This window comes from Rossellomorea sp. RS05, assembly GCF_039822645.1.
Lineage (GTDB): Bacteria > Bacillota > Bacilli > Bacillales > Bacillaceae_B > Rossellomorea > Rossellomorea marisflavi_B.
In genome coordinates this window covers 237982-262185 of sequence record NZ_JBDKWY010000007.1, presented here as the reverse complement: position 1 = coordinate 262185, position 24204 = coordinate 237982, and the positions used below count along the sequence as shown (strand labels likewise).

Below are 24204 nucleotides of genomic sequence, written 5' to 3'. Positions count from 1 at the left end.
AGAAAATTAGGTGTGATTCATGCGCAAAGAACAACGAGTGAAAAAGAATGAAGAGTTTCAGGACATCTTCAAAAAAGGAACGTCATTTGCCAATCGGCAGTTCGTTTTGTATTTTTTGAAAAAGGATGAGCCTCAGCCATTCCGGATCGGGATCTCGGTGAGCAAGAAAATCGGCAATGCCGTATGCCGGAATCGGATCAAACGGTATGTGCGCCAGTCGTTCCTTGAATTGAGGGAAGAAGTGAAAGATCAGTACGATTATTTAATCATCGCCAGGAAACCGGCGGCCGACATGAACTTCCATGAGGTGAAAAGCAGCCTCACGCACGTTCTTAATAGAGGGAAAGTATTGAAGCGGGGTTCTTATGGCAAAAATGTTCGTAAAAAGTCATAAACTATTTGCGGGATGCACAGGATTGCTCAGCACAAACCTGTGAAAAGATGTTACAATACGAAAGATTCTATCTTTTGTCATAATAGGATGTAACCGCATCCTTTATCACACTTGATTACTTATTAGTTGGGAGGAAATAGAGGGTGAAAAAGAGAATAATAGCCCTGATGTCAATTGTTGGGCTAATGGCTATTCTATCTGGTTGTACAGAATATAATAAGCCGATCAACTCAGATAGTACCGGTTTTTGGAACGAGTACATTGTTTATCCTTTGTCACAATTAATTACATTCTTCGGAGAAAAATTGGACGGGTTCGGATCCTATGGTCTGGCCATTATCATCGTCACATTGATCATCCGTTTAGCGATTCTACCATTAATGATCAAGCAAACGAAAAATTCTAAAGCAATGCAGGCACTGCAGCCGGAAATGAAAAAGCTGCGTGAGAAATACAGCTCCAAAGATGCACAAACACAGCAAAAGCTTCAACAGGAAACGATGGCGTTGTTCCAGTCACATGGCGTCAATCCACTGGCAGGATGTTTCCCGCTGATCGTCCAGATGCCGATCCTCATCGGTTTCTATCACGCAATCAGTCGTACAGCAGCCATCAAGGAACACAATTTCCTATGGTTCGACCTTGGAAGCCCGGATCCGATCTATGCGCTTCCCTTGATTGCCGGTTTGACAACCTTCATCCAGCAGAAGCTGATGATGGCAGGAACAGCTGATCAAAACCCGCAAATGGCCATGATGCTTTATATCATGCCGGTCATGATCATCATCTTTGCCATCAACTTCCCTGCGGCCCTTTCCCTATACTGGGTTGTAGGTAACCTGTTCATGATTGCTCAAACGTATTTCATCAAAGGTCCTGATATTAAAGAAGTCAAAGCGGCCAAGGCCACTGCCCAATCAGGGGGCAAGAAGAAGTGAAAGAAGTGAATGTGACAGGTCCAACGGTGGAAGAAGCCATTGAATCAGCCTTGTCTCAACTGAACATCACAAAGGACCGTGCCGAAATCACGGTCATCGATCCCGGAAAGAAAGCCTTTTTCGGCCTTTTCGGAGGAAAACCTGCCGTCGTGGCAGTGAAGGAAACAATTGATCCCGTGGAAGAAGCGAAGAACTTCCTGATAGCTGTCGCCAAAGAAATGGGCGTGGAAGCGTCGATTGAAGAGAAGCGCAGCGGGAGAGAAGTGGAATTCAATATCTCCGGTGAGAAAATGGCTCTCCTGATCGGCAAAAGGGGACAGACCCTGAACGCCCTTCAGCATCTTGCCCAGCTAGTGGCGAATCGCTCGTCTGACCAATTCGTCACCATCCTGCTCGATGCGGAGAATTACAGGGCCCGCCGCAGGGAAACCTTATCGAATCTTGCGAAGCGCCTTGCCGACAAGGCCCTCCGCATCAATCGTCCCGTTTCCCTCGAGGCCATGCCATCCTACGAGCGCAAGGTGATCCATGCTGCCCTCGTGAACAAGACCGATGTGGAAACCCACTCGGAAGGCCGTGAACCCAATCGATATATTGTGATTTCACCGAAATAAAGAACAAAACGACCCCGTTGGGACGCACTCGTTGGAGTGGGTGTCCCGGTGGGGTCGTTTTTTGATTGGATGGCGGGTGGAGGAGCGAGTGGGGAGTGTGGGAGTTGGTCATAAACGTTGGAAGTTGGAAATAAACAGTGAAAGTTGATCGGAAAGGCTGAAAGTTGAATAAATCCGGAAAGTTGGCAGTAGAAACGGGTGAAAAGGTGAGAGTTGATAGAAAAACTCGAAAAGTTGATAGTAAATTTGAAAAAGTCGGTAATAAAATCTTGGCTCTTCCGAAAAAAGTAGCCGAATGGGACGAAATCTCCCTTTTCTTAACCTGTTCAATGGTCCAAACCACTAAAAATCGTCTCCGCTACATCCCGTTTCAACCCTTTCGACAAATTTCGCCACCACCCCTTCCCATCAAAAGCCCCTAATCAGACAAAAAGCCGCCCGGATCAACAACCCGAGCGGCCTTTCTACCTTATCATTCACTCTTTTCTTTCCATTCATCTGCAAGAATTCCGTAAATCACATGATCCACGTACCTGTCATAAAGCCATTCTGCTTGGCGGATGGTGCCTTCTTCAATATAGCCGAGTCGTTCCGGGATTCCCCGGCTTTTTTGATTCCCGACGGCCGCGCGGATTTCGACTTTGTCGAGTGCATAATGTTCAAAAGCGTATGTCGTCAACGTACTGACCACCCGGGTCATGATTCCATTCCCCTGGTTGCCTTCGCCGAGCCAGTATCCGATATAGGCGGTTTTGTTGGACCAGTTGATGTTATTGAATCCGGCCGTGCCGACCACTTTACCATGATAGAGGATGGCAGCGGATAGACTGCTGCGGTTTGCATAGCCTTTCATCGTTCCGGCAATGAACTCTTCTGTATCGCTCACCTTGGTGGTGAAGTCCAGCCATGGCAACCACTCTTTCAAGTGGGAGCGGGATTTGTCGGTCAGCTCAAATAGCGCCTGGGCATCCTGGGGTTCAAGTAGTTTCAATGATAGATCGTGATCGATTTTGTAGGTGAACATGATGTGTTGCTCCTTTCCTGGTTGGCTATAGTATCGGTTCGGCCGCAGGGATATTTTAGTTTCTTTAAAAAGTATTCTTTCAAGGCGATATCCGAGGGGTTACCCATGCCTATATTTTACCAAACCACAACAGAAGGAGCTCAATCTTTTTGCGTCTGCCCTCTGGATAAGTGACAATCCTGCCAATTTCACCTGCCGTTTATTGTTATTCACATGTGGATAAGTTAAAATGAGAGGGATAAAAGAATGGGGCTGTGGATAATTTGACGTATCTGCCAGTTTTCCGTTCTTTAGGTTTAAATCGGTTTGTGCTATTCTAATAATTTGGGGAAACACTGCTTAATGATAGAGGCTGCTAGAACAAGACAGCCATTTTTTTATAGATGTAAGAAGAGAAGAAAGAGAGGTGACTCATATGGAATTCGATACGATTGCGGCGATTTCCACTCCGATGGGGGAAGGGGCGATCGCCATTGTCCGTCTGAGCGGAGATGACGCTTTTGCGATCGGGGACCAGGTGTTCAGGGGCAAGAAAGGCAAGCCGCTGACGGAACTGGACTCCCATACGATCCATTACGGTCATATCGTTGATCCCGCGACAGAGCAGGTGGTGGAAGAGGTCATGGTGTCGGTGCTGAAGGGACCGAAAACTTTCACGCGTGAGAATGTCCTCGAAATCAACTGTCACGGAGGTCTTGTATCGGTCAATAAGGTGCTTCAGCTTGTGTTGAAGCACGGTGCGAGATTGGCTGAGCCGGGAGAGTTCACAAAGCGTGCTTTCCTGAACGGACGGATCGACCTGTCCCAGGCGGAGGCCGTCATGGATTTGATCAGGGCGAAGACGGACCGGGCCATGAATGTGGCGTTGAATCAGATGGAAGGTCGCCTATCCAAGCTGATCCAGAAGCTACGCCAGGAAATCCTCGAGACCCTCGCCCATGTGGAAGTGAATATCGACTATCCCGAGTATGATGACGTGGAGGAGATGACCCACAGCGTGCTCCTGGAGAAATCGAGCTATGTCAGGGATGAGATCGAGAAGCTCATCAAGACGTCCGAGCAGGGCAAAATCCTCCGTGAAGGGCTGTCCACGGTCATCATCGGCCGCCCGAACGTCGGGAAGAGTTCTTTATTGAATAGCCTCGTCCATGAAAATAAGGCGATCGTGACGGATATTCCCGGAACGACGCGTGATGTGATCGAGGAGTATGTGAACGTCAGGGGTGTACCGCTCCGCCTCGTCGATACGGCGGGGATCCGGGAGACGGAGGATATCGTCGAGCGGATCGGCGTCGAGCGTTCACGACAGGTATTGAAGGAAGCGGATCTCATTCTCCTTGTCCTCAATCACGCGGACGACCTTACCTTTGAAGACGAGCAATTGTTTGAAGCCGTCAAGGGAATGGATGTCATTGTCATCGTGAACAAGACGGACCTTCCAAGGAAGATCGACCTGGGGAAAGTGGAAGCACTTGCTGCCAATCACAAGCTTGTGACGACGGCCCTGATCGAGGAAGAAGGAGTGGATGAGCTCGAGGAAGCCATTTCATCCCTCTTCTTTGATGGGTCCATCGAGGCGGGGGATATGACGTATGTATCCAACAGCCGTCACATTGCCCTGCTTCATCAGGCGTCGACAAGCATCAACGAAGCGATTCAAAATGTAGAAATGGGCATACCGATCGACATTGCCCAGATCGATCTGACAAGAACATGGGAGCTTCTCGGTGAAATCATCGGTGAAAGTGTACATGATAGTTTGATCGATCAGTTGTTCTCACAATTCTGCCTAGGGAAATAAATTTGTATATAGGATCATGTGATCCTTTAAGGAGGATAAATCACCATGCAATATGACGCAGGACAGTATGATGTCATTGTCATTGGTGCTGGACACGCCGGAGTGGAAGCAGGACTTGCTTCCGCCCGCATGGGGGCGAAAACGCTGATGGTCACCATCAACCTTGATATGATCGCCTTCATGCCATGTAACCCATCTGTCGGCGGACCGGCAAAAGGGATCGTCGTTAGGGAAATTGATGCCCTCGGCGGTGAAATGGGGCGCAACATCGATAAGACCCACATCCAAATGAGGATGCTGAATACAGGTAAAGGCCCGGCCGTACGCGCGCTGCGTGCCCAAGCCGATAAATTCACGTACCAAAATGAAATGAAGAAAACAATCGAGAATGAACCGAACATTACCCTCATGCAAGGCATGGTGGAAGAGCTCATCGTGGAAGATGGCGAGTGTAAAGGTGTCGTCACCATGACTGGTGCCGCCTATCGCGCGAAGACGGTCGTCATCACGACCGGGACCTTCCTACGTGGGGAGATCATCCTCGGCGAGTTGAAGTATTCAAGCGGTCCGAACAATCAGCAGCCATCGATCCGTCTGGCAGATCACCTGCGCGAGCTCGGGTTCGACACCGTGCGATTCAAGACCGGAACACCACCACGGGTGAACGGTTCGACCATCGATTACTCCAAGACGGAAATCCAGCCAGGCGATGATGTACCGAGGGCGTTCAGCTACGAAACGACGAAGTACATCACCGATCAGCTTCCGTGCTGGCTTACCTACACGAATGAAACGACGCATCAGCTCATCGATGATAACCTTCATCGCTCGCCGATGTATTCTGGCATGATTAAAGGCACAGGCCCTCGCTACTGCCCGTCCATCGAGGATAAGGTCGTCCGTTTCAACGATAAGCCGCGCCATCAGATCTTCCTTGAGCCAGAAGGCCGCAATACGCAGGAAGTATACGTTCAAGGACTTTCAACAAGCCTGCCGGAAGATGTGCAGCAGAAGATCCTTTCAACGATCCCTGGTCTTGAGAACGTCCAAATGATGCGTCCGGGCTATGCCATCGAATATGATTCCATCGTACCGACTCAGCTATGGCCGACTCTTGAGACGAAAAAGATTAGGAATCTGTATACAGCGGGTCAAATCAATGGAACATCCGGTTATGAAGAAGCAGCCGGACAAGGGCTGATGGCAGGAATCAATGCCGCATGCCGCTCCCTTGATAAAGAGGAAGTCATCCTCGGCCGTTCCGATGCGTACATCGGTGTGCTGATCGATGATCTTGTCACAAAAGGTACGAACGAACCGTATCGTCTCTTGACCTCGAGGGCAGAATACCGCCTTCTTCTCCGTCATGACAACGCCGACCTTCGTCTGACCGATATCGGTCACAGAATCGGACTAATCTCAGACGAGCGCTATGGACGTTTCACAGCGAAAAAAGAGTTGATCGAAGCGGAAAAAGAACGTCTGAAGTCAACCCGCATCAAACCGACGGAAGAGACACAGTCCGTGATCCGTGAAGCAGGCGGAAGCGAATTGAAGGACGGAATCCTGGCAGTGGATCTTCTGAAACGTCCTGAGATGAACTATTCACACATGAAATCCCTCGTTCCGAATGAATTGGATCTTGATCCAGAAGTGGAAGAACAGGTGGAGATCCAAGTGAAATACGAAGGATACATCGAAAAATCCCTTCAGCAGGTCGACAAGATGAAGAAAATGGAGAACAAGCGGATCCCTGAAAACATCGATTATTCGAAGATCAGCGGTCTGGCATCTGAAGCGAGACAGAAGCTGATTGAAGTACAGCCGTTGTCCCTTGCCCAGGCTTCCCGTATTTCCGGAGTCAATCCTGCGGACGTTTCCATCCTTCTCGTCTACATCGAACAGGGGAAAATTGCAAAAGTATCAGGTGATCAATAAAGGATGGGTTGCGCATGAATATCAATGAATTTCAAGCCGGTCTCGAGGAGAAGGGGATTTCCCTTTCCTCTGAGCAGCTGGCACAATTCGAGAAATACCACGAGCTATTGGTCGAGTGGAATGAAAAGATGAATCTGACGGCAATTACGGATAAAGAAGAGGTTTACCTCAAGCACTTCTATGATTCCATCTCTGCTGCTTTTTACGTTGATTTCAATTCCATCACTTCCCTCTGTGATGTCGGTGCAGGGGCCGGGTTCCCAAGCATTCCGATCAAAATCTGTTTCCCGCATCTGCATGTCTCCATCGTGGATTCGCTGAACAAACGCATCACGTTCCTGAATCATTTATCAGATCAGCTGGGACTTGAGAACACGCACTTCCATCACGACCGTGCAGAAACATTCGGCAAGAATAAGGATCACCGCGAAGCATACGACATGGTCACGGCTCGTGCCGTTGCCAGAATGTCGGTACTCAGCGAGCTCTGCCTGCCCCTTGTCAAAAAGGGCGGATATTTTGTTGCCATGAAGGCTGCCAGTGTGAACGATGAGATGGAGAAAGCCAAGAAAGCCATCACGACCCTCGGCGGGAAGACGGAGCAGGTCGATTCCTTCCTCCTTCCTGAAGAGAACAGTGAGCGCACGATCGTTCAGATCAAGAAAGTGAAAGATACACCGAATAAGTATCCCAGGAAGCCTGGTACACCGAATAAATTACCATTAGAATAGAAAACTGACGTAGTACTACGGAAAATGTCATGGGAATAAGGCAGGAACTTGTCATTTCTTAGAGAATAGTATTAAAGGGAGTTTCTTAAAGGTGGTGTAGGAAGATGAAGCATCCTTTCTCTCGTTTTTTTGGTCTGGGTGAAAAGGAGCAAGAGCCGGAAGAATCAACAGAATCAGCAGTAGTGGAAGATCGGGATGAAGTGAAGAAGATTCCAGTCTCTCAGATCGTACCCAACCGCTTCCAGCCTAGGACGATTTTTAATGATGATAAAATAGAAGAGTTATCGAGGACGATCCATATACACGGCATCATCCAGCCTATCGTGGTAAGGGAATACGGCGAGGATCAATTCGAGATCATTGCCGGGGAGCGGCGATTCAGGGCGGTGTCAAAACTAGGTTGGGAAACGGTCCCTGCCATCGTCAAGAATATGAATGACACGGAAACAGCCTCTGTCGCGCTGATCGAGAACCTTCAACGCGAAGAGCTGTCACCGATCGAGGAAGCCATCGCGTACGGCAAGCTTCTCGAACTTCATGAATTGACCCAGGAAGCCCTTGCACAGCGTTTGGGGAAAGGACAGTCGACGGTGGCCAATAAGCTCCGTCTCCTCAAGCTCCCCGAAGAGGTGCAGGGTGCCCTTCTTGATAAGAAGATCACCGAGCGCCATGCCCGCGCCCTCATTCCTTTGAAGAATGCCGAGAAACAGGTCCAGCTTCTTCAAGAGGTGGTCGAGAAGAACCTCAATGTAAAGCAGACGGAAGACCGCGTGAACAAAATGCAGGAAGCCTCGGACAAAAAGCCGAAGCCGAAGCGCAAAGCCTTCTCGAAAGATATGAGGATCGCCGTCAACACGATCCGCCAGTCACTGAATATGGTTTCCGACAGCGGGATCAACCTGGATGCCGAGGAAGAAGAACATGAGGAATTCTATCAGTTCACCATCCGCATCCCAAAAAAGAAATAGAGTCATAGAGTGAGAGACTGTAATCAGGCAGTTCTCACTTTTTTTGTGGGATTTTGGCAATCATAGTCGATGGGAACGCGCAACATAATAAAAATTGCCAGACAATTTTCCGAGAATTTTGTTAGAATAGAAGAATACTGTGAAAAAAACTAGGTAGGTGACAACCTTGGGCAGAATCATAGCCGTTACAAACCAGAAAGGCGGAGTCGGTAAGACCACGACCAGCGTCAATCTGGGGGCTTGTTTAGCTTATATTGGAAAGAAAGTCCTGCTCGTCGACATAGATCCGCAAGGGAACGCTACGAGCGGTGCCGGTGTGGAAAAAGGAGACGTGCAACAATGCATATATGATGTTCTTGTGGATGACGTGGAAGTGAAGGATACGATCAAGCAGTCGAAGGTCGAGAATCTGGATATCGTACCCGCCACCATTTCCCTTGCCGGTGCTGAAATCGAGCTGGTTCCGACCATCTCAAGGGAAGTCCGCTTGAAGAAGGCACTGGAAAAAGTGAAGGATGATTATGATTATATCGTCATCGATTGCCCGCCATCGCTGGGCTTATTGACCATCAATGCCCTGACGTCTTCGGATGCGGTGATCATCCCTGTTCAATGTGAATACTACGCACTGGAAGGTCTGAGTCAGCTGCTCAGCACCGTGCGTCTTGTTCAGAAGCACTTGAATCACGATCTGATGATCGACGGTGTCCTGTTGACGATGCTTGATGCCCGTACGAATCTCGGCATCCAGGTCATCGAAGAAGTGAAGAAATACTTCCAGGATAAAGTGTACCGTACCATTATCCCGCGCAATGTCCGACTGAGCGAAGCACCGAGCCATGGGGAACCGATCATCATCTATGATGCCAAGTCCCGGGGAGCGGAAGTGTACTTAGAACTTGCGAAGGAGGTGGCGATGAGTGGCTAAAGGTTTGGGAAAGGGACTTGATGCCCTATTCACAGCAAATAAAGAAGAGGAAACGGTTCAGGAAGTGAAGCTGAAGGATCTCCGTCCGAATCCGTATCAGCCCCGTAAGATCTTCCAGCCCCAGGCGATCGAAGAGCTGAAGGCCTCCATCCAGGAGCATGGGATCCTTCAGCCGATCATCGTCCGGAAATCCATCAAAGGCTATGAAATCGTGGTCGGTGAGCGTCGCTATCGTGCAGCGAAAGCGGCTGATCTCAAGACGGTCCCCGTTGTTGTAAGAGAGCTTGATGAGAAGCAGATGATGGAACTGGCCGTACTGGAAAACCTTCAGCGTGAGGATTTGACGCCGATTGAAGAGGCAGCCGCCTATCAGATGCTGATGGAGAAGCTTGGGCTCACGCAAGAGGAGCTGGCAAAGCGGTTGGGGAAAAGCCGTCCCCATATCGCCAATCATATCCGTCTTCTTGGGCTCTCACAGCCCGTTCAGGAACTGATTTCAGATGGAAAGCTTACGATGGGGCACGGCCGGGCCCTTCTTGGACTGAAGAACAAGAAAGGGTTGACCCAGCTAGTCAATCGGGTCATGAAGGATTCCCTGAATGTTCGTCAACTTGAGAAGCTCGTACAGGAACTGAACGACGATGTTTCACGTGAAACGAAGAAAAAAGAGCGCAAGGATGTGTTCATCGAGGAGCAGGAGACGCGACTTCGGGAACGGTTCGGCACGACGGTCACGATCAAGCAATCAAAGAAAAAAGGAAAGATCGAGCTTGAGTTCTTCTCGAAAGAAGACCTTGAACGGATCCTCGATCTTCTTCAACAACACGACTGATGGAGTCCGGCTCTGAAGGGAACCCCTTCAAGCCGGTTCTTTTTTGTCGAAAGCGATAGGAGAAAGAGAAAATGGTGTTATTCGGTACGATCATCAACGGAATATGTATCATCCTGGGAACACTTCTCGGGAAACTCCTCCACCGCATTCCGGAGAATGTGAAGGATACGGTATTGAAGGCAATCGGCCTTGCCGTGACGGTCCTCGGACTGCAGATGGGATTGAAAAGTGAGAACTTCCTGATCGTCATCATCTCTCTTGCAGTCGGTGCGGCCCTTGGCGAATGGATGAACCTTGATTCCAAGCTCAATGCCCTTGGGGATTGGCTTGAAAGGAAAATCGGTACAAAGGGAGATACCTCCATCTCTCAAGGTTTCATAACGGCCACCCTGATCTTCGTGATCGGTGCCATGGCTGTCATCGGTGCCCTTGATAGCGGAATCAGGGGAGACCATGACGTCCTACTCACAAAAGCGATCATCGATGGATTCACCTCCATCATCCTTGCCACGACCCTTGGGATCGGCGTCATGTTCTCAGCTGTACCGGTCATCCTCTATCAAGGTACGATCGCGTTGTTCGCCACCCAGATCCACCGCTTCGTCCCACAGGAACTCATGGACGCCTTCATCACTGAAATGACCGCGACAGGCGGCATCATGATTTTTGCCATCGGACTCAATCTGGTCGGAATCACCAAGATCAGGGTGGCTAATCTTCTTCCTGGAATAGTAGTCGTCGGAGTGATTGTTTCGTTCCTTCATCTGTATCAAGCGTAAAGAGTGCTTCAGTCATAGCAAAACCCGAATTAATTCGCCTACTATAAAGCAAATTAGTTCGGGTTTTTCATTTGTTTCATGAACATTTACATGAAATTTTTTCTAGCGGTTGATTGAAGTGCAAGACGAAGACTCCAGCGGGAAGAGTAGCTGATGTGAGACCCCGCAGGCTTGCCGAGGAGGCTCACGGGCTACCCGCGCGCAGTTTTGCACGGAAATCATGAGCGGTATAAAGAATTCACACTGATATATTTCGATAGTAAACGGACCCTTGGTTTTCTAACAAGATCTTCTTTTTATTCAGACCGTTAAGAACAATCCGTAGGCCGGTGTGGCGATTGCTTCCACTGCCAATAGGAATAGGAGCCAGTTGGCATTCACGTCTTTTTCCCTTGAATAAGTCGTTTTGATCGTGTGTGCAATAACGCCTACTAAGAGAGTGCCAAGTGCAATTTTAACAAGTAAAAGTATGGTCATTCACGTCTCCACCTTTCCACCTTTTATATACGAAAGAACGGAATGGTGGTTTCGGAAAATATCTATAAAAAAACAGTCCGCATCCGGACCGTCCTCTTATTGTAGTTCTTCCCGCCATTTTTCGATACTCACGGCGTTCCTGCGCTCGATGGTTTCGGCAGCCAGGGCGATCGACTCGGCCATGATCTTGGCCATTCGCATCACAAGGCTGAGCCGGGTATTTTGAAGTACGAAGAATTCCATGAATCCGCTCACGTTGACGATCCCGGTCAGGTGGATATTGCCGACTTCCGGAAGTTCCTTATTCACTCCAGCACCGGGTTTGAGCGGCCCGTGACTGAGCTGGATCGCCCCGACACTCTTAAGGCGGCCTAAACATGCGTCGATTCCGATGATGAATGGATTCTTATGAATGGAGTGGATATAGGCCATCTTCTCTTCCAGATTGACGGCGTGGATGGGATCATCCAGGGTCCCGTATACATGGAAGGTCTCTAAACCCCGATCTTCCAGGAGGGTACCGATCAATGGACCGAGGGAGTCGCCCGTGGAACGATCTGTCCCGATACATATGAAGACGATCGGACGCGTCCGGTAGAGGATGGGCAGCATGGCTGAAAGGTGGACGGAAAGATCCAGTGCCGCATTTTCATTTTCATAAGAGACCCTGTATGGTTCGGTCTTGCGGTCGAAAAGTCCTCGTTTCAGATTCATCACTACCACTCCCTTGCTCCTCGTTATCGTCCAGGCATGTTTACCGCTTTTTAACAGTATACGGACAATCGCCGTCGTTCATACATAATCGGGGCAGTTTTTTCATATGATAAAAATTTTTAAACTTCTTTACAGATCGAGGTTATATCTATTCATGGAGAGGGAAAGTTGTTAAAATAAAGGGTACTTCTAATAAGGGAGGGCTGTTGAGATTATGGCAACAGAGACAAAAATTGAGGAATCCGTTCAAAAAGCAGTATCAACATTAACAGATAATCAGCTGTGGACTTCACTCGGTCTCGGCGCTCTCAAAATCGTGGCCATCATGGTTATTACGTATATTGCCCTTCGTGTCGGACGGTCTGCGATCCGCAACGTCTTCAAGGCAAGGTCCCGTTCGCCGATCAAATTCTCCGAACGTCGAGAAGCCACGTTATTAAAACTATTGGAAAACGTGTTGACATATGTGATCTACTTCATCTCACTCATGACGATCCTGTCGACGCTCGAAATAGATGTAAAAGGCTTGATCGCTGGTGCGGGAATCGTCGGTCTTGCCGTCGGATTCGGTGCACAGAATCTCGTGCGTGATATCATTACCGGTTTCTTCATCATCTTCGAGGATCAGTTCTCAGTAGGGGACTATGTGAAAATTGGTTCTGCCGAAGGAACGGTGGAGGAAATCGGTCTCCGTACGACGAAAATAAAAAGTTGGACCGGTGAATTACATATATTCCCGAATGGCAACGTAGCAGAGGTCACCAACTTCTCTGTTCATAACAGCGTGGCGGTGGTGGACGTCAACATTGCGTATGAAGAGAATATCGATAAGGCCGAGCGGGTATTGCAGGAGCTTCTCCTCACGCTCCCTCAAAAATATGAGGAGCTGGTGAATCCTCCGGAGCTTCTCGGTATCCAGACCCTCGGAGCGCCCGATGTGATGATGAGGATCGTCGCCGAGACGACACCGATGAATCACTGGTACATCGCCAGGGTCCTCCGCAAAGAAGTCAAGCAGTGCTTCGAACGGAACGGGATCGAAATCCCTCTTCCGCGCATGGTCATGTATTCACGCAATGATGAGGACGATGTGCAGGAAGAACTTCAGAAAAAACAAAAGCAGGTTGAACGAGACTAAGGAGGTATGCGTCCATGGAGGCGAAGACGTTCGCACTAAATGATGTGGTGGAAATGAAAAAGCCCCATCCATGCGGCACCAATGAGTGGAAAATCATTCGCATGGGGATGGATATCAGGATCAAATGCGAGGGCTGCGGCCATAGCGTGATGATCCCCCGGAAGGATTTTTCCAAAAAGATGAAAAAAGTCCTTAGCTCATCAGAAAGCTGATACTGATAAGTACCCAGCTGGCACAAACCATAATCCAAACCAGTGTGTCTTTACACACAAAAACAGCTTACCGTTTACCGGCAGGCTGTTTTTTTATTTCCCGGGGAGCGGGACCGGGATTTTACGCCGTGTCATCAGTGGAGCATCACTTGTCTTTTTCCCCCATTATCTCTATAATTGTGAAAGGTTCGACCGTTTGTACGGTCGTCATTCAGGTATGAAGCTGTCATGATGACAGAGATATGAATAGATAGGTAATCAATCAGGAGGAGTGACCGATATGGCTTTAACAGCTGGTATTGTAGGTCTGCCGAACGTCGGTAAATCTACGTTGTTCAATGCAATTACTAAAGCGGGTGCGGAATCTGCCAACTACCCGTTCTGTACCATTGATCCGAACGTGGGGATTGTAGAAGTACCCGATCATCGTCTGGATAAATTGACTGAGCTTGTGAATCCGAAAAAGACAGTTCCGACCGCATTTGAATTCACCGATATTGCAGGAATCGTGAAAGGTGCGAGCAAAGGGGAAGGACTTGGGAATAAATTCCTTTCTCATATCCGCCAAGTTGACGCCATTTGTCAGGTTGTTCGTTGCTTCGCTGATGATAACATCACCCACGTAGCGGGGAAAGTGGATCCGATCGCAGATATCGAGGTCATCAACCTTGAGTTGATCCTTGCTGACCTTGAAACCGTGGACAAGCGTCTCGTGAAGGTCCAAAAAATGGCGAAACAAAAGGACAAGGAAGCGGTCTTTGAGTTCGAGATCCTTTCCAAACTGAAAGAAGTCCTTGAAAATGAGCAGCCTGCCCGTACGGCTGAATTCAACGAAGAACAGGCAAAATACGTGAAACAACTTCACTTGTTGACGTCCAAACCTGTCCTTTATGTGGCAAACGTCAGTGAAGATGAGATTGCCGACACAGAGGACAATGAATACGTACAAAAGGTACGTGAATTCGCGAGTGAAGACAATGCAGAGGTCATCGTCGTTTGTGCGAAGATCGAATCAGAAATCGCCGAGCTCGATGATGAAGAGAAAGCCATGTTCCTTCAAGAACTTGGTATTGAAGAATCAGGACTCGATCAGCTGATCCGCGCGACCTACTCCCTCCTTGGACTTGCCACATACTTTACGGCAGGTGTACAGGAAGTACGTGCATGGACCTTCCGTGAAGGCATGAAGGCTCCTCAGTGTGCCGGTGTCATCCACACCGACTTTGAGCGCGGGTTCATCCGTGCCGAAACGGTTTCATATGACGACCTCGTTGCTGCCGGTACCATGAATGCAGCCAAGGAAGCCGGGAAAGTCCGTCTTGAAGGAAAAGAGTACCTAGTGAAAGATGGAGACATCATCCACTTCCGCTTCAACGTATAAGATCACTCAGCCCCGAATGGAGATTCGGGGCTTTTTGACATGAAAATAAAGACATCGTTCATGTTCCGGGGCAATCTGTCTTTTTCCTCCAGCTTATTGCATTTGGACAATCCCTATGATATAATTTTAATTCGTGAGTAATGAACGCATTGCTCCTTGTTCTTTCGTAAAGAAAGGACCGCATAGACCACGAGGAGGTGACATTCAGATGAGAAAGTACGAAGTTATGTACATCGTCCGTCCAACCGTTGACGAAGAGTCAAAGAAAGCAGTTGTTGAGCGTTTTGATAACGTATTGACTACTAACGGCGCGGAGATCATCGAGTCAAAAGATTGGGGTAAACGTCGTTTAGCGTATGAAATCAACGATTTCCGTGATGGTTTCTACCAATTGGTGAAAATCAACGCTGGCTCTGAAGCTGTAAACGAGTTCGATCGTTTGGCTAAGATCAGTGACGACATTATCCGTCATATCGTTGTAAAAGACGAACAATAATTCGAACGTTTCATAGATATACACTTCTAGCAATAGAAGGAAGGGGTTGATTCTGATGATGAACCGAGTTGTATTAGTGGGCCGATTAACCAAAGACCCTGAACTAAAATATACTCCAAGCGGAGTGGCTGTTGCCTCATTCACACTGGCAGTGAATCGTTCTTTTACGAATCAATCAGGTGAACGAGAAGCAGATTTTATTAACTGTGTTGTTTGGCGCCGACCTGCCGAAAACGTAGCGAACTTCCTTAAGAAAGGAAGCCTGGCCGGCGTTGACGGTCGAATCCAGACCCGTAACTTCGAAGGACAGGATGGACGACGCGTGTTCATGACGGAAGTCGTGGCCGAAAGCGTTCAATTTCTTGAGCCTCGCAGTGCGAGTCAAGGTGGAGATCGCGGCGGAAGCCCAAGCTATTCTGGCGGCGGTGGTGGTTACCAACAGGGTAACCAAGGTGGTAACTCATTCGGCCAGAATCAGAATCAACAACAGCGCAACAACAATAATAACAATAACTACACTCGCGTAGATGAAGATCCATTCGCAAATGACGGTCAGCCGATCGACATTTCCGATGATGATCTACCATTCTAAGAGCGAACGATACTGACTTTTAAAACGATAGGAGGCGAAAAACATGGCAGGAGGACGTAGAGGTGGACGTAGACGCCGTAAGGTATGCTACTTCACAGCAAACGGAATTACTCACATCGATTTCAAAGATGTGGAACTTCTTAAAAAATTCATCTCTGAACGTGGAAAAATTCTTCCACGTCGCGTAACTGGAACAAACGCTAAGTACCAACGTAAATTGACTCGTGCAATCAAACGTGCGCGTACAATGGCATTGCTTCCATACGTAAGCGGGGAATAAATAAGAGAGACATCCTTCTTTTGGAGGATGTCTTTTTTTTGCATTCATTATGGTCGTGAAATTTATCATGAAGCTGGTGCAAGTATCGTGATATGCACCACGATGTGTACACATACCGCCACAATTTGTACCAAGGCGCCATTGCTTCTTTTAGGCTATCATAACTGTTTTACTTCCTCTATACCCCTATATGATTGTAGGACCTCAGCATGTTTTGACCCACAATTACCCGCCCTCTCTAATAGTAAGGCGTAGAGAGAAATCGATCTGCCATTGATCCAAAAGTCTCTTCATCCTATGGCTAAATGCACCACAATGTGTACACATACCGCCACAATTTGCACCATTACATCCATCCTTCTTTCAGGAGTCTATAAACGGCCACTAATTGCCATTGTAAAAATTGAAATTTAATTAAATGTCCTTTCTAATCCCTAGAAGCAGAACCCTCTCTATTTATTAGAAAATTCAATATTTTTAGTAAAAAAGACTCAATCTCTCCCCTTTTCTGCCGATACAACCAATACTAAGCAGTGTCTGGAGTGAGTTTTGGTGAAGAAGAAAAAGAGGGGCCTTTCGATTCGAACAAAGTTAACAGGGGTATTTTCGACATTATTTATTTTATCATTGGCAGTCATATTTGCGATTACGTCCTGGCAGACCCGGTCGAAGACGGAGGATGAGGTAATCCGGCAGTCGACGACTGTGGCGGGCGAAATGGGTGATTCCGTCGAACTCTTCCTCGGACAGTTTGAGAAGAGCCTTATTCAGTACTCGAAGTCGAAAGGGCTGCTGGAATATCAATCCTTCAAGATGACGGGGGAGAAGAATGGAAAATCGGAAAAAGAGCTCACCCAAGGGGTACAGGAGGACTTTGATAACTATATCGATCTCTATGATGAAGCGACTTCTATTTATATTGCTTCCCCGAACAAGAATCTCTTCATCGTTCCCGAGGCTGAATTGCCGGAAGGGTTTGATCCCACCGGACGGGATTGGTTCAAGGCTGCTGCCGCTTCACAGAACGATGTAAACTGGAGCGAGCCGTATGTGGATACGGCGACCAACCAGGACATCATTACGGCTTCCAAGGCCATTCTGGTGGATAACAAGCTTGTCGGTGTCATCGGTGTCGATATCAATCTATCGAAGCTGACAGAGCGGATTTCTTCCATGGAGTTGGGATACGGCGGCAATGCCGTGCTGATCGGGGAGAATGGAACCGCCATCGTCCATCCAACCAGGCGTGGAGAGAATCTATCATCCTTTACGTTCATCAAAAAGATGTTGGATTCCAAGGATGAGAACGGGATTATTCACTATACCCTCGAAGGGGAACAGAACGTGATCATTTATGACACAATCCCCGGTACGGACTGGAAGACAGGTGCCGTCTATTCCATGGATAACATCATTGGCAATGCAAAAGAGATTGAACGCCAGCTCCTTGTGACGGGACTCATCACCCTGGCTGTCCTCCTTGTGGTGATCGCCATCGTCTCGAGAAAGATGACCCGACCGCTGAAATCACTTCAGGCAACGGTGAAACATGTAGCAACGGGCGATCTGACAAAGCGTTCAGATGTGAAAGCGACGGATGAAACAGGGCGTCTTGCCGATGATTTCAACCAAATGATCGATTCGATTTCCACGACGCTTCAGACTGTACAACACGCCTTCCTCCAGGTGAGACAGTCTGCTGAAGGTCTCAGCGCCGTCTCAGAGGAGACGCATGCGTCAAGTGAAGAGATGGCCTCGGCCATTTCGAGTATCGCCAGGACCGCCTCTGAAACGGCTTCTGATTCCGAGCGTGCCCAAAGTGGTGCTGAGAGCCTTGGGGACAGCATCAACCACATCTATGCGCAGTCCCATAAAATGTCGGAGCTTGCCGATGAGGTAGGCGAACGCAATGAACAGGGTATGAATCAGATCTCCAAGCTTCGCGGGGCGTATGATACGTCCCAGCAGTATATGGACTCGATGCAACAGGTGATTCTAGGATTCGGGGAGCACGTGAAGAATATCGAAAACGTGATGGCGACCATCACGGATATTTCCTCCCAGACCAATCTTCTTGCCCTTAACGCAAGCATCGAGGCTGCTCGTGCAGGAGAGCATGGGAAAGGGTTCGCCGTCGTGGCAGAAGAAGTACGGAAGCTTGCGGATCAATCCGTCCAGGCGACGGAGAGCGTAAAGCGCACGATCAAGGAGATCCAGGAGGGTTCCAATCAGGCAGTGGAAGAAATGAATCTGACTAAAGACACATTCGACGCCCAGCTCGGCGTGTTGAATGAAACCCATCAGGTGTTTGACCGGAATGCGGAGGTCATGAGGACCATTAATAAAGAAATTGGTCATATGCATGAGGGGATCGAAGGAATCAATGGAGATAAAGACCAGGTATTCACTGTCATCAAGGCCATGGCAGAAGCTGCAGAAGAAACGGCAGCGTCATGTGAAGAGATGAATGCGTCCACCGATGAGCAGCTGAAGGCCGTACAATCCATCACAGCGGCAGCCGAACAGCTCACCGACCTGAGCCAGGAACTCCAGGAGGCCATCGACCGTTTCAAGATCGCCCAATCAGAATAAGCGATTACGGCCGGACACGGGGATGCTCCCGTGGTCCGGCCGTTTTGTTTGTTGTCTAAAGAGGTTTCAAAGGCCGGGTTTATACGCATCCTATTTAGAGGGGAAATGACTGAAGAGTCCATAAGATGAAATTCCCTTCCAAAATTGATATGATAATACTATTGTATGTATTTCGCGAGGAGAGTAATGAAGTGAAAAATGCCCGTATCATCACAGAAGGCGCCATATCGGTGGCCATCTTTACTGTGTTTCTATTGTTTACGCTATATACACCGGTTATATCCGTAGTAGGCTTGCTCTTCCTGCCGCTACCGTTCATGCTCTACAGTCAAAAATTCGCCCATCGTGATGCGATGGTGATGTTGTTTGTAGGCATTGGGATCTCGTTCTTGTTCGGTGGTTTCCCCGGATTGGGCTTCGGTGTATTGGGCGCTTCTCTCGGGACGGCTATCGGCTGGGCGATAAAATCGGATATACAGAAAACCCACATCCTTTTGCTCGGAACCTTGGTGACCACCATCAATGCCGTAGTCGCTTATGTAATCTCCATTAAACTGCTTGGAATGGATGTCATCAAGGAGAGCCTGGACATGGCGAAGACTGTGGTGCATCAGAATTATGCAGCGATGACCGATCTTGGTTTCATCCAGCCTGATGACAAAAAGCTTGAGCAGATGGATAATTTGCTTAAATTGATGAACGTGACCACGCCAGCCGCATTTGCAATCGGGGCTGCACTATACACGTTCCTCATCCTGGCGATCAGCTTCCCGATCATGAAGCGCCTCGGAAGGATTGTCCCATCGTTCCTCCGGTTCCGGGACTGGAAGTTCCCAAAGAGCATCCTGTGGTACTACATCATATTGTTTGTGCTATCATTGGTCATTCAGCCCGAGAGCGGATCGTTTACATTCAGCGCCATCATCAACGTACAGATCATCCTTGGGATGCTGTTCACCATTCAAGGGCTTTCGTTCCTCTATTTCTTCGGCCACATGAAAAATTGGTCGAAAGGTTTAATGGTAGTAGTGACCATTATTTCAATCCCACTCCTTTCTCTCGTCCGGATTTTAGGTATAATTGACTTAGGATTCGATCTCAGAGAACGCTTAAAGAATAAGTCATAGAAAAAATTTGTTGCAGGAGCTGACAGTATGCCTTCTTATTTCAATAAGCGAATGATCCGCTACCCACTGTACGGTCTTGCTGCATTAACGCTTCTCTTACTGGTAGCAATCGTGTTTTATAACTGGATCCTTGCGTTTGCGGGGCTCCTCGTGTTCGGACTTGTCTTCTTCCTTGCCTTCTATTTCGAAGGTAGGTCACACGATGAAACGGAAGAGTACATTTCCACCCTCTCCTACAGGGTCAAACGCGTCGGTGAAGAAGCGCTCATGGAGATGCCGATCGGGATCATGCTGATCAATGACGAGTACTACATAGAATGGACCAATCCATTCCTCGCTTCTTGTTTCAACGAGGATACCGTCGTCGGAAGATCCCTTTATGATGTGGCGGACTCACTTGTCCCCTTGATCAAGCAAGAGGTAGACTCGGAAATCGTGACGATCAATGAACGGAAATATCATGTTGTATTAAAACTGAAAGAACGACTGCTATATTTCTTTGATGTGACCGAACAGAAGGAGATCGAGAAGCAGTATCATGAAGAACGAACAAATATCGCCATCATCTATCTGGATAACTATGATGAGCTCACCCAGGGGATGGATGACCAGACCCGGAGCAGCCTCAACAGCCTGGTGACATCCAACCTCAACAAGTGGGCCCAGGAATACGGTGTCTTCCTTAAGAGAACATCGTCCGAGCGGTTCATCGCCGTCATCAACGATAAAGTCCTTCAGATTCTTGAAAAAGAAAAATTCGGGATCCTCGATGATGTCCGCGATTCCACATCCAAGCATAACGTCCCCCTTACCTTGAGCATCGGGGTTGGGACAGGCGTATCATCCCTGCCGGAACTCGGTACCCTCGCCCAGTCGAGCCTTGATCTTGCCCTCGGGCGCGGTGGAGACCAGGTCGCCATCAAGCAGACGAACGGGAAGGTCAAGTTCTACGGCGGGAAAACGAACCCGATGGAAAAACGGACCCGTGTCCGTGCCCGCGTCATCTCCCATGCCCTGAAGGAAATCATGGTGGAAAGCGACAAGGTCATCATCATGGGGCATAAACATCCCGATATGGATGCGATCGGAGCGGCCATCGGGATCCGTAAAGTGGCCCAGATGAATCAGCGTGACGGGTATGTGGTACTGAATTTCAACGAAATCGACAACAGCGTCAAGCGCCTCATGAAGGAGATCAAAGGCAACACCGATCTTCACAGCCGTTTCATCACGCCTGAAGAAGCACTCGAGATGGCGACGGATGATACGCTGCTCGTCGTCGTCGATACGCATAAGCCTTCCCTTGTCATCGAGGAGCGCCTCCTGAACAAGGTGGACAAGGTTGTCGTCATCGACCATCATAGACGTGGCGAGGACTTCATACAGAACCCTCTTCTTGTGTATATGGAGCCATATGCCTCCTCGACGGCAGAGCTTGTCACAGAGCTCCTGGAGTATCAGCCGAAGCACGAGAAGATCTCCATGCTGGAAGCGACCTCGCTTCTCGCAGGTATCATAGTCGATACGAAAAGCTTCACCCTCCGGACAGGATCCCGGACGTTCGATGCTGCCTCGTATTTGCGGGCGCAGGGAGCCGATACGGTCCTTGTCCAGAAGTTCCTCAAGGAGGACGTGGCCACATATATCAAACGGGCCCGCCTCATTGAAACCGTGGAGTTCTACCGGGACGGTGTCGCGATAGCCCATGCGCCGGACGAGGTCGTTTCCGATCCCGTCCTCATCGCCCAGGCAGCCGACACGCTCCTGACCATGGACGGTGTCATCGCCTCCTTCGTCATCTCGAAGCGGGATGAGGAGACGGTGGGTATCAGTGCCAGATCCCTTGGTGATGTAAACGTCCAGATCATCATGGAGAATCTTGAAGGCGGAGGCCACTTGAGCAATGCCGCCACCCAGCTGAAACATAAAACGGTCCAAGAAGCCGAAAAACTTCTGAAAGAAGCACTAGATGATTATTTCGAAGGGAGAAGAGAACTATGAAAGTCATTTTCTTAAAAGATGTAAAAGGTAAAGGTAAAAAAGGCGAAGTGAAAAACGTGGCAGATGGCTACGCACATAACTTCCTTCTCAAAAAAGGCCTAGCGGTAGAAGCAAGCAATGCCAACATCAGCCAGCTTGAGGGTCAAAAGAACAAAGAAAAGCAAATCGCACAGGAAGAACTCGAAGAAGCGAAAAAGCTCAAAGCAGCGATGGAAGAGCTTCAGGTCGAACTGAAAGCGAAATCCGGTGAAGGCGGCCGCCTATTTGGTTCCATCACGAGCAAGCAGATTGCCGATGCCCTTAAAAAGCAGCATGACATCAAGGTAGACAAGCGCAAAATCGAGATGAACGACGCGATCCGCGCCCTTGGCTTCACGAACGTACCAGTCAAGCTCCATACCGATGTGTCAGCTACCCTCAAGGTCCACGTCACAGAAGAGTAAGAGATTGACATCTTCATTTCCAACGAAAACATGTTAAAATAGTACTAGATTGAAAAAAGGTGATTTGGATTCGGTCCAGGTCACTTTTTTTCCGTAAACGATACATGCCTCAAACATCAGCCTATAGTGGAAACCAAGAATTCCTCGTGCAGGAGGTCATATACAATGAACGAAATGTTTCAGGACCGGATCCCGCCTCAGAACATCGAAGCTGAACAGGCCGTTCTGGGTGCGGTATTCCTGGAGCCAAGTGCTCTGACGACCACATCGGAGATCCTCATACCGGAGGACTTCTATCGTCATTCCCACCAAAAGATCTACAATGTGATGCTGAAGCTCGGTGACGGAGGGAAAGCCGTCGACCTGATCACGGTCACGGAAGAACTCGCTGCCGCCAAGGAACTCGAAGATGTGGGCGGAGTCGCCTACCTGAGTGAACTGGCCGGCTCCGTCCCAACGGCAGCCAACATCGAATATTACGCCAAGATCGTCGAAGAGAAGTCGCTTCTCCGCAGACTGATCCGCACCGCCACCGACATCGCTTCAGACGGCTATGCCCGCGAAGATGAAGTCGACGCCCTTTTGGGAGAAGCCGAGAAAAACATCATGGAGGTCGCCCAGCGGAAAAACGCCGGGGCCTTCCATAACATCAAGGACGTCCTTGTCCGCACCTATGATAACATCGAGATCCTGACGAACCGCAAAGGGGACGTCACCGGAATCCCGACAGGCTTCGCCGATCTTGATCACATGACCGCCGGATTCCAGCGGAATGATCTCATCATCGTCGGTGCCCGTCCTTCCATGGGTAAGACTGCCTTCGCCCTGAATATCGCTCAGAACGTCGCCGTCAAGGCACGGGAAAACGTCGCGATCTTCAGCCTCGAGATGGGGGCTGAACAGCTCGTCATGCGTATGCTCTGTGCAGAGGGGAACATCAACGCTCAGAACCTCCGTACAGGTGACCTGAGCGACGAGGACTGGCGGAAGCTCACCATGGCCATGGGAAGCCTCTCCAACGCCGGTATCTTCATCGATGATACACCTGGTATCAAAGTCGGGGAGATCCGCTCCAAATGTCGCCGCCTCGCTCAGGACCAGGGACTCGGTATGATCATGATCGACTACCTCCAGCTCATCCAAGGTAGCGGCCGCGCCGGCGAAAACCGTCAGCAAGAGGTATCGGAAATCTCCCGTGCCCTCAAAGGGCTCGCCCGTGAGCTCCAGGTACCCGTCATCGCCCTCTCCCAGCTCTCCCGTGGAGTCGAGCAGCGCCAGGACAAACGCCCGATGATGTCCGACATCCGTGAATCCGGAAGCATCGAGCAGGATGCCGACATCGTCGCCTTCCTGTACCGCGAAGACTACTACGACAAAGAATCAGAGAACAAGAACATCATTGAAATCATCATCGCCAAACAGCGTAACGGTCCCGTTGGCGCCGTCTCACTGGCGTTCGTGAAAGAATACAATAAGTTCGTGAATCTGGAGCGTCGGTTTGACGATGCTCCTGCTTAGAGGGAGAGATCCGGTTTTAGCTGGGTCTCTTTTTTTGTGATCGTGAAAGTGGGTGCGATGGCAGGAGGTTCGCATTGGATATGGAGTTTTAGTGTTGAGAGAAGGTCCAGGCAGAGGTTGGAGCAGTTGGCTTGAATGGGAGCATGGCGACGGGATTCGCAAATAAGGAAGGCCTTTCGTATGTACCGTAACTTACTCGCAAATGGACATTCGAGCAGAATCGCCGTTCGCAAATAAAATGTTTGGATTCACAAATAAAATTCAAATAGTCGCAAATACTTTTTGG

At 49.1% G+C, this 24204-nt stretch carries 25 protein-coding genes; 22 read left to right on the top strand and 3 right to left on the bottom strand.

Annotation, left to right across the window (positions count from 1 at the left end; translation table 11 throughout):
- The first annotated feature begins 19 nt into the window (after positions 1-19).
- The 4 genes from rnpA (at position 20) to ABJ225_RS17550 (ending at position 2368) form a co-directional block, all read left to right on the top strand.
- Positions 20-394 carry a ribonuclease P protein component gene (gene rnpA / locus ABJ225_RS17565; protein ID WP_053429909.1) on the top strand — a complete coding sequence of 125 codons (375 nt, stop codon included), beginning with the start codon at positions 20-22 and terminating at the stop codon, positions 392-394.
- Positions 395-537: 143 nt separating this feature from the next.
- Positions 538-1332, top strand: coding sequence for a YidC family membrane integrase SpoIIIJ (spoIIIJ, locus tag ABJ225_RS17560; RefSeq protein ID WP_053429908.1), 795 nt, complete (start codon positions 538-540; stop codon positions 1330-1332).
- Positions 1329-1946: an RNA-binding cell elongation regulator Jag/EloR gene (gene jag, locus ABJ225_RS17555; protein ID WP_347321219.1), complete on the top strand. Its 618-nt coding sequence runs from the start codon at positions 1329-1331 to the stop codon at positions 1944-1946. The genes spoIIIJ and jag overlap by 4 nt, the downstream gene beginning before the upstream one ends.
- Positions 1947-2128: 182 nt before the next feature.
- A complete protein-coding gene (locus ABJ225_RS17550; RefSeq protein WP_347321218.1) occupies positions 2129-2368 on the top strand; it encodes a hypothetical protein in 240 nt (79 codons plus the stop codon).
- 50 nt (positions 2369-2418) lie between these two features.
- Here ABJ225_RS17550 and ABJ225_RS17545 read toward each other — a convergent pair whose 3' ends face one another.
- The gene (locus tag ABJ225_RS17545) at positions 2419-2970 is read right to left on the bottom strand and encodes a GNAT family N-acetyltransferase (protein ID WP_347321217.1); all 552 of its coding nucleotides are present in this window, start codon (positions 2968-2970) and stop codon (positions 2419-2421) included.
- Positions 2971-3385: 415 nt separating this feature from the next.
- On the opposite strand from ABJ225_RS17545, the gene mnmE reads away from it, so the two are divergent.
- From mnmE to ABJ225_RS17510, 7 genes are all read left to right on the top strand, one after another.
- Positions 3386-4771 carry a tRNA uridine-5-carboxymethylaminomethyl(34) synthesis GTPase MnmE gene (gene mnmE, locus ABJ225_RS17540; protein ID WP_347321216.1) on the top strand — a complete coding sequence of 462 codons (1386 nt, stop codon included), beginning with the start codon at positions 3386-3388 and terminating at the stop codon, positions 4769-4771.
- A gap of 45 nt (positions 4772-4816) precedes the next feature.
- Positions 4817-6709: a tRNA uridine-5-carboxymethylaminomethyl(34) synthesis enzyme MnmG gene (gene mnmG / locus ABJ225_RS17535; RefSeq protein ID WP_056539925.1), complete on the top strand. Its 1893-nt coding sequence runs from the start codon at positions 4817-4819 to the stop codon at positions 6707-6709.
- A 14-nt stretch (positions 6710-6723) separates the two neighbouring features.
- Positions 6724-7440, top strand: coding sequence for a 16S rRNA (guanine(527)-N(7))-methyltransferase RsmG (gene rsmG / locus ABJ225_RS17530; RefSeq protein ID WP_347321215.1), 717 nt, complete (start codon positions 6724-6726; stop codon positions 7438-7440).
- Positions 7441-7544: 104 nt separating this feature from the next.
- Positions 7545-8408, top strand: coding sequence for a nucleoid occlusion protein (gene noc, locus ABJ225_RS17525; RefSeq protein ID WP_048004577.1), 864 nt, complete (start codon positions 7545-7547; stop codon positions 8406-8408).
- A gap of 166 nt (positions 8409-8574) precedes the next feature.
- Positions 8575-9336, top strand: a complete 762-nt coding sequence (locus ABJ225_RS17520) for a ParA family protein (protein WP_053429901.1) — start codon at positions 8575-8577, stop codon at positions 9334-9336.
- Positions 9329-10168 carry a ParB/RepB/Spo0J family partition protein gene (locus ABJ225_RS17515; RefSeq protein WP_056539922.1) on the top strand — a complete coding sequence of 280 codons (840 nt, stop codon included), beginning with the start codon at positions 9329-9331 and terminating at the stop codon, positions 10166-10168. Before ABJ225_RS17520 ends, ABJ225_RS17515 begins: the two co-directional genes overlap by 8 nt.
- 71 nt (positions 10169-10239) lie before the next feature.
- Positions 10240-10947, top strand: a complete 708-nt coding sequence (locus tag ABJ225_RS17510) for a DUF554 domain-containing protein (RefSeq protein WP_053429899.1) — start codon at positions 10240-10242, stop codon at positions 10945-10947.
- 300 nt (positions 10948-11247) lie between these two features.
- On the opposite strand, the gene ABJ225_RS17505 is transcribed toward ABJ225_RS17510, so the two are convergent.
- A complete protein-coding gene (locus ABJ225_RS17505; RefSeq protein ID WP_347321214.1) occupies positions 11248-11424 on the bottom strand; it encodes a hypothetical protein in 177 nt (58 codons plus the stop codon).
- A 96-nt stretch (positions 11425-11520) separates the two neighbouring features.
- On the bottom strand, positions 11521-12138 hold the full coding sequence (yyaC, locus tag ABJ225_RS17500) for a spore protease YyaC (protein WP_347321213.1): 618 nt from the start codon (positions 12136-12138) through the stop codon (positions 11521-11523).
- Positions 12139-12352: 214 nt separating this feature from the next.
- Here yyaC and ABJ225_RS17495 point away from each other — a divergent pair, with 214 nt between their 5' ends.
- The 11 genes from ABJ225_RS17495 (at position 12353) to dnaB (ending at position 23918) form a co-directional block, all read left to right on the top strand.
- Positions 12353-13276, top strand: a complete 924-nt coding sequence (locus ABJ225_RS17495) for a mechanosensitive ion channel family protein (protein ID WP_053429898.1) — start codon at positions 12353-12355, stop codon at positions 13274-13276.
- 14 nt (positions 13277-13290) lie between these two features.
- Complete coding sequence (locus ABJ225_RS17490; RefSeq protein ID WP_048004584.1) at positions 13291-13488, top strand: DUF951 domain-containing protein; 198 nt, start codon at positions 13291-13293, stop codon at positions 13486-13488.
- Between the two features lie 280 nt (positions 13489-13768).
- The gene (gene ychF, locus ABJ225_RS17485; RefSeq protein ID WP_048004585.1) at positions 13769-14869 is read left to right on the top strand and encodes a redox-regulated ATPase YchF; all 1101 of its coding nucleotides are present in this window, start codon (positions 13769-13771) and stop codon (positions 14867-14869) included.
- A 208-nt stretch (positions 14870-15077) separates the two neighbouring features.
- Positions 15078-15365 (top strand): 30S ribosomal protein S6, encoded by a 288-nt coding sequence (gene rpsF / locus ABJ225_RS17480; RefSeq protein ID WP_053429896.1) that lies wholly within the window; start codon positions 15078-15080, stop codon positions 15363-15365.
- Positions 15366-15420: 55 nt separating this feature from the next.
- On the top strand, positions 15421-15957 hold the full coding sequence (gene ssb, locus ABJ225_RS17475; protein ID WP_056539912.1) for a single-stranded DNA-binding protein: 537 nt from the start codon (positions 15421-15423) through the stop codon (positions 15955-15957).
- Between the two features lie 43 nt (positions 15958-16000).
- Entirely contained in the window at positions 16001-16237 is a 237-nt protein-coding gene (rpsR, locus tag ABJ225_RS17470; protein WP_048004588.1) for a 30S ribosomal protein S18, read from the top strand.
- Between the two features lie 552 nt (positions 16238-16789).
- Entirely contained in the window at positions 16790-18829 is a 2040-nt protein-coding gene (locus ABJ225_RS17465; protein ID WP_347321212.1) for a methyl-accepting chemotaxis protein, read from the top strand.
- Positions 18830-19020: 191 nt separating this feature from the next.
- Positions 19021-19956, top strand: coding sequence for a YybS family protein (locus ABJ225_RS17460; protein ID WP_347321211.1), 936 nt, complete (start codon positions 19021-19023; stop codon positions 19954-19956).
- Between the two features lie 27 nt (positions 19957-19983).
- Positions 19984-21957: a DHH family phosphoesterase gene (locus ABJ225_RS17455; protein WP_056539902.1), complete on the top strand. Its 1974-nt coding sequence runs from the start codon at positions 19984-19986 to the stop codon at positions 21955-21957.
- A complete protein-coding gene (gene rplI / locus ABJ225_RS17450; protein WP_056539898.1) occupies positions 21954-22400 on the top strand; it encodes a 50S ribosomal protein L9 in 447 nt (148 codons plus the stop codon). The genes ABJ225_RS17455 and rplI overlap by 4 nt, the downstream gene beginning before the upstream one ends.
- Before the next feature lie 165 nt (positions 22401-22565).
- Complete coding sequence (gene dnaB, locus ABJ225_RS17445) at positions 22566-23918, top strand: replicative DNA helicase (protein WP_048004594.1); 1353 nt, start codon at positions 22566-22568, stop codon at positions 23916-23918.
- Positions 23919-24204: the final 286 nt, after the last annotated feature.

Coding starts and splice junctions, on each gene's coding strand:
- rnpA (WP_053429909.1), top strand. CDS start 20: ATGCGCAAAGAACAACGAGTGAAAAAGAATGAAGAGTTTCAGGACATC.
- ABJ225_RS17545 (WP_347321217.1), bottom strand. CDS start 2,970: ATGTTCACCTACAAAATCGATCACGATCTATCATTGAAACTACTTGAA.
- mnmE (WP_347321216.1), top strand. CDS start 3,386: ATGGAATTCGATACGATTGCGGCGATTTCCACTCCGATGGGGGAAGGG.
- mnmG (WP_056539925.1), top strand. CDS start 4,817: ATGCAATATGACGCAGGACAGTATGATGTCATTGTCATTGGTGCTGGA.
- rsmG (WP_347321215.1), top strand. CDS start 6,724: ATGAATATCAATGAATTTCAAGCCGGTCTCGAGGAGAAGGGGATTTCC.
- noc (WP_048004577.1), top strand. CDS start 7,545: ATGAAGCATCCTTTCTCTCGTTTTTTTGGTCTGGGTGAAAAGGAGCAA.
- ABJ225_RS17510 (WP_053429899.1), top strand. CDS start 10,240: ATGGTGTTATTCGGTACGATCATCAACGGAATATGTATCATCCTGGGA.
- ABJ225_RS17505 (WP_347321214.1), bottom strand. CDS start 11,424: ATGACCATACTTTTACTTGTTAAAATTGCACTTGGCACTCTCTTAGTA.
- yyaC (WP_347321213.1), bottom strand. CDS start 12,138: ATGAATCTGAAACGAGGACTTTTCGACCGCAAGACCGAACCATACAGG.
- ABJ225_RS17495 (WP_053429898.1), top strand. CDS start 12,353: ATGGCAACAGAGACAAAAATTGAGGAATCCGTTCAAAAAGCAGTATCA.
- ABJ225_RS17490 (WP_048004584.1), top strand. CDS start 13,291: ATGGAGGCGAAGACGTTCGCACTAAATGATGTGGTGGAAATGAAAAAG.
- ychF (WP_048004585.1), top strand. CDS start 13,769: ATGGCTTTAACAGCTGGTATTGTAGGTCTGCCGAACGTCGGTAAATCT.
- rpsF (WP_053429896.1), top strand. CDS start 15,078: ATGAGAAAGTACGAAGTTATGTACATCGTCCGTCCAACCGTTGACGAA.
- ssb (WP_056539912.1), top strand. CDS start 15,421: ATGATGAACCGAGTTGTATTAGTGGGCCGATTAACCAAAGACCCTGAA.
- rpsR (WP_048004588.1), top strand. CDS start 16,001: ATGGCAGGAGGACGTAGAGGTGGACGTAGACGCCGTAAGGTATGCTAC.
- ABJ225_RS17455 (WP_056539902.1), top strand. CDS start 19,984: ATGCCTTCTTATTTCAATAAGCGAATGATCCGCTACCCACTGTACGGT.
- rplI (WP_056539898.1), top strand. CDS start 21,954: ATGAAAGTCATTTTCTTAAAAGATGTAAAAGGTAAAGGTAAAAAAGGC.
- dnaB (WP_048004594.1), top strand. CDS start 22,566: ATGAACGAAATGTTTCAGGACCGGATCCCGCCTCAGAACATCGAAGCT.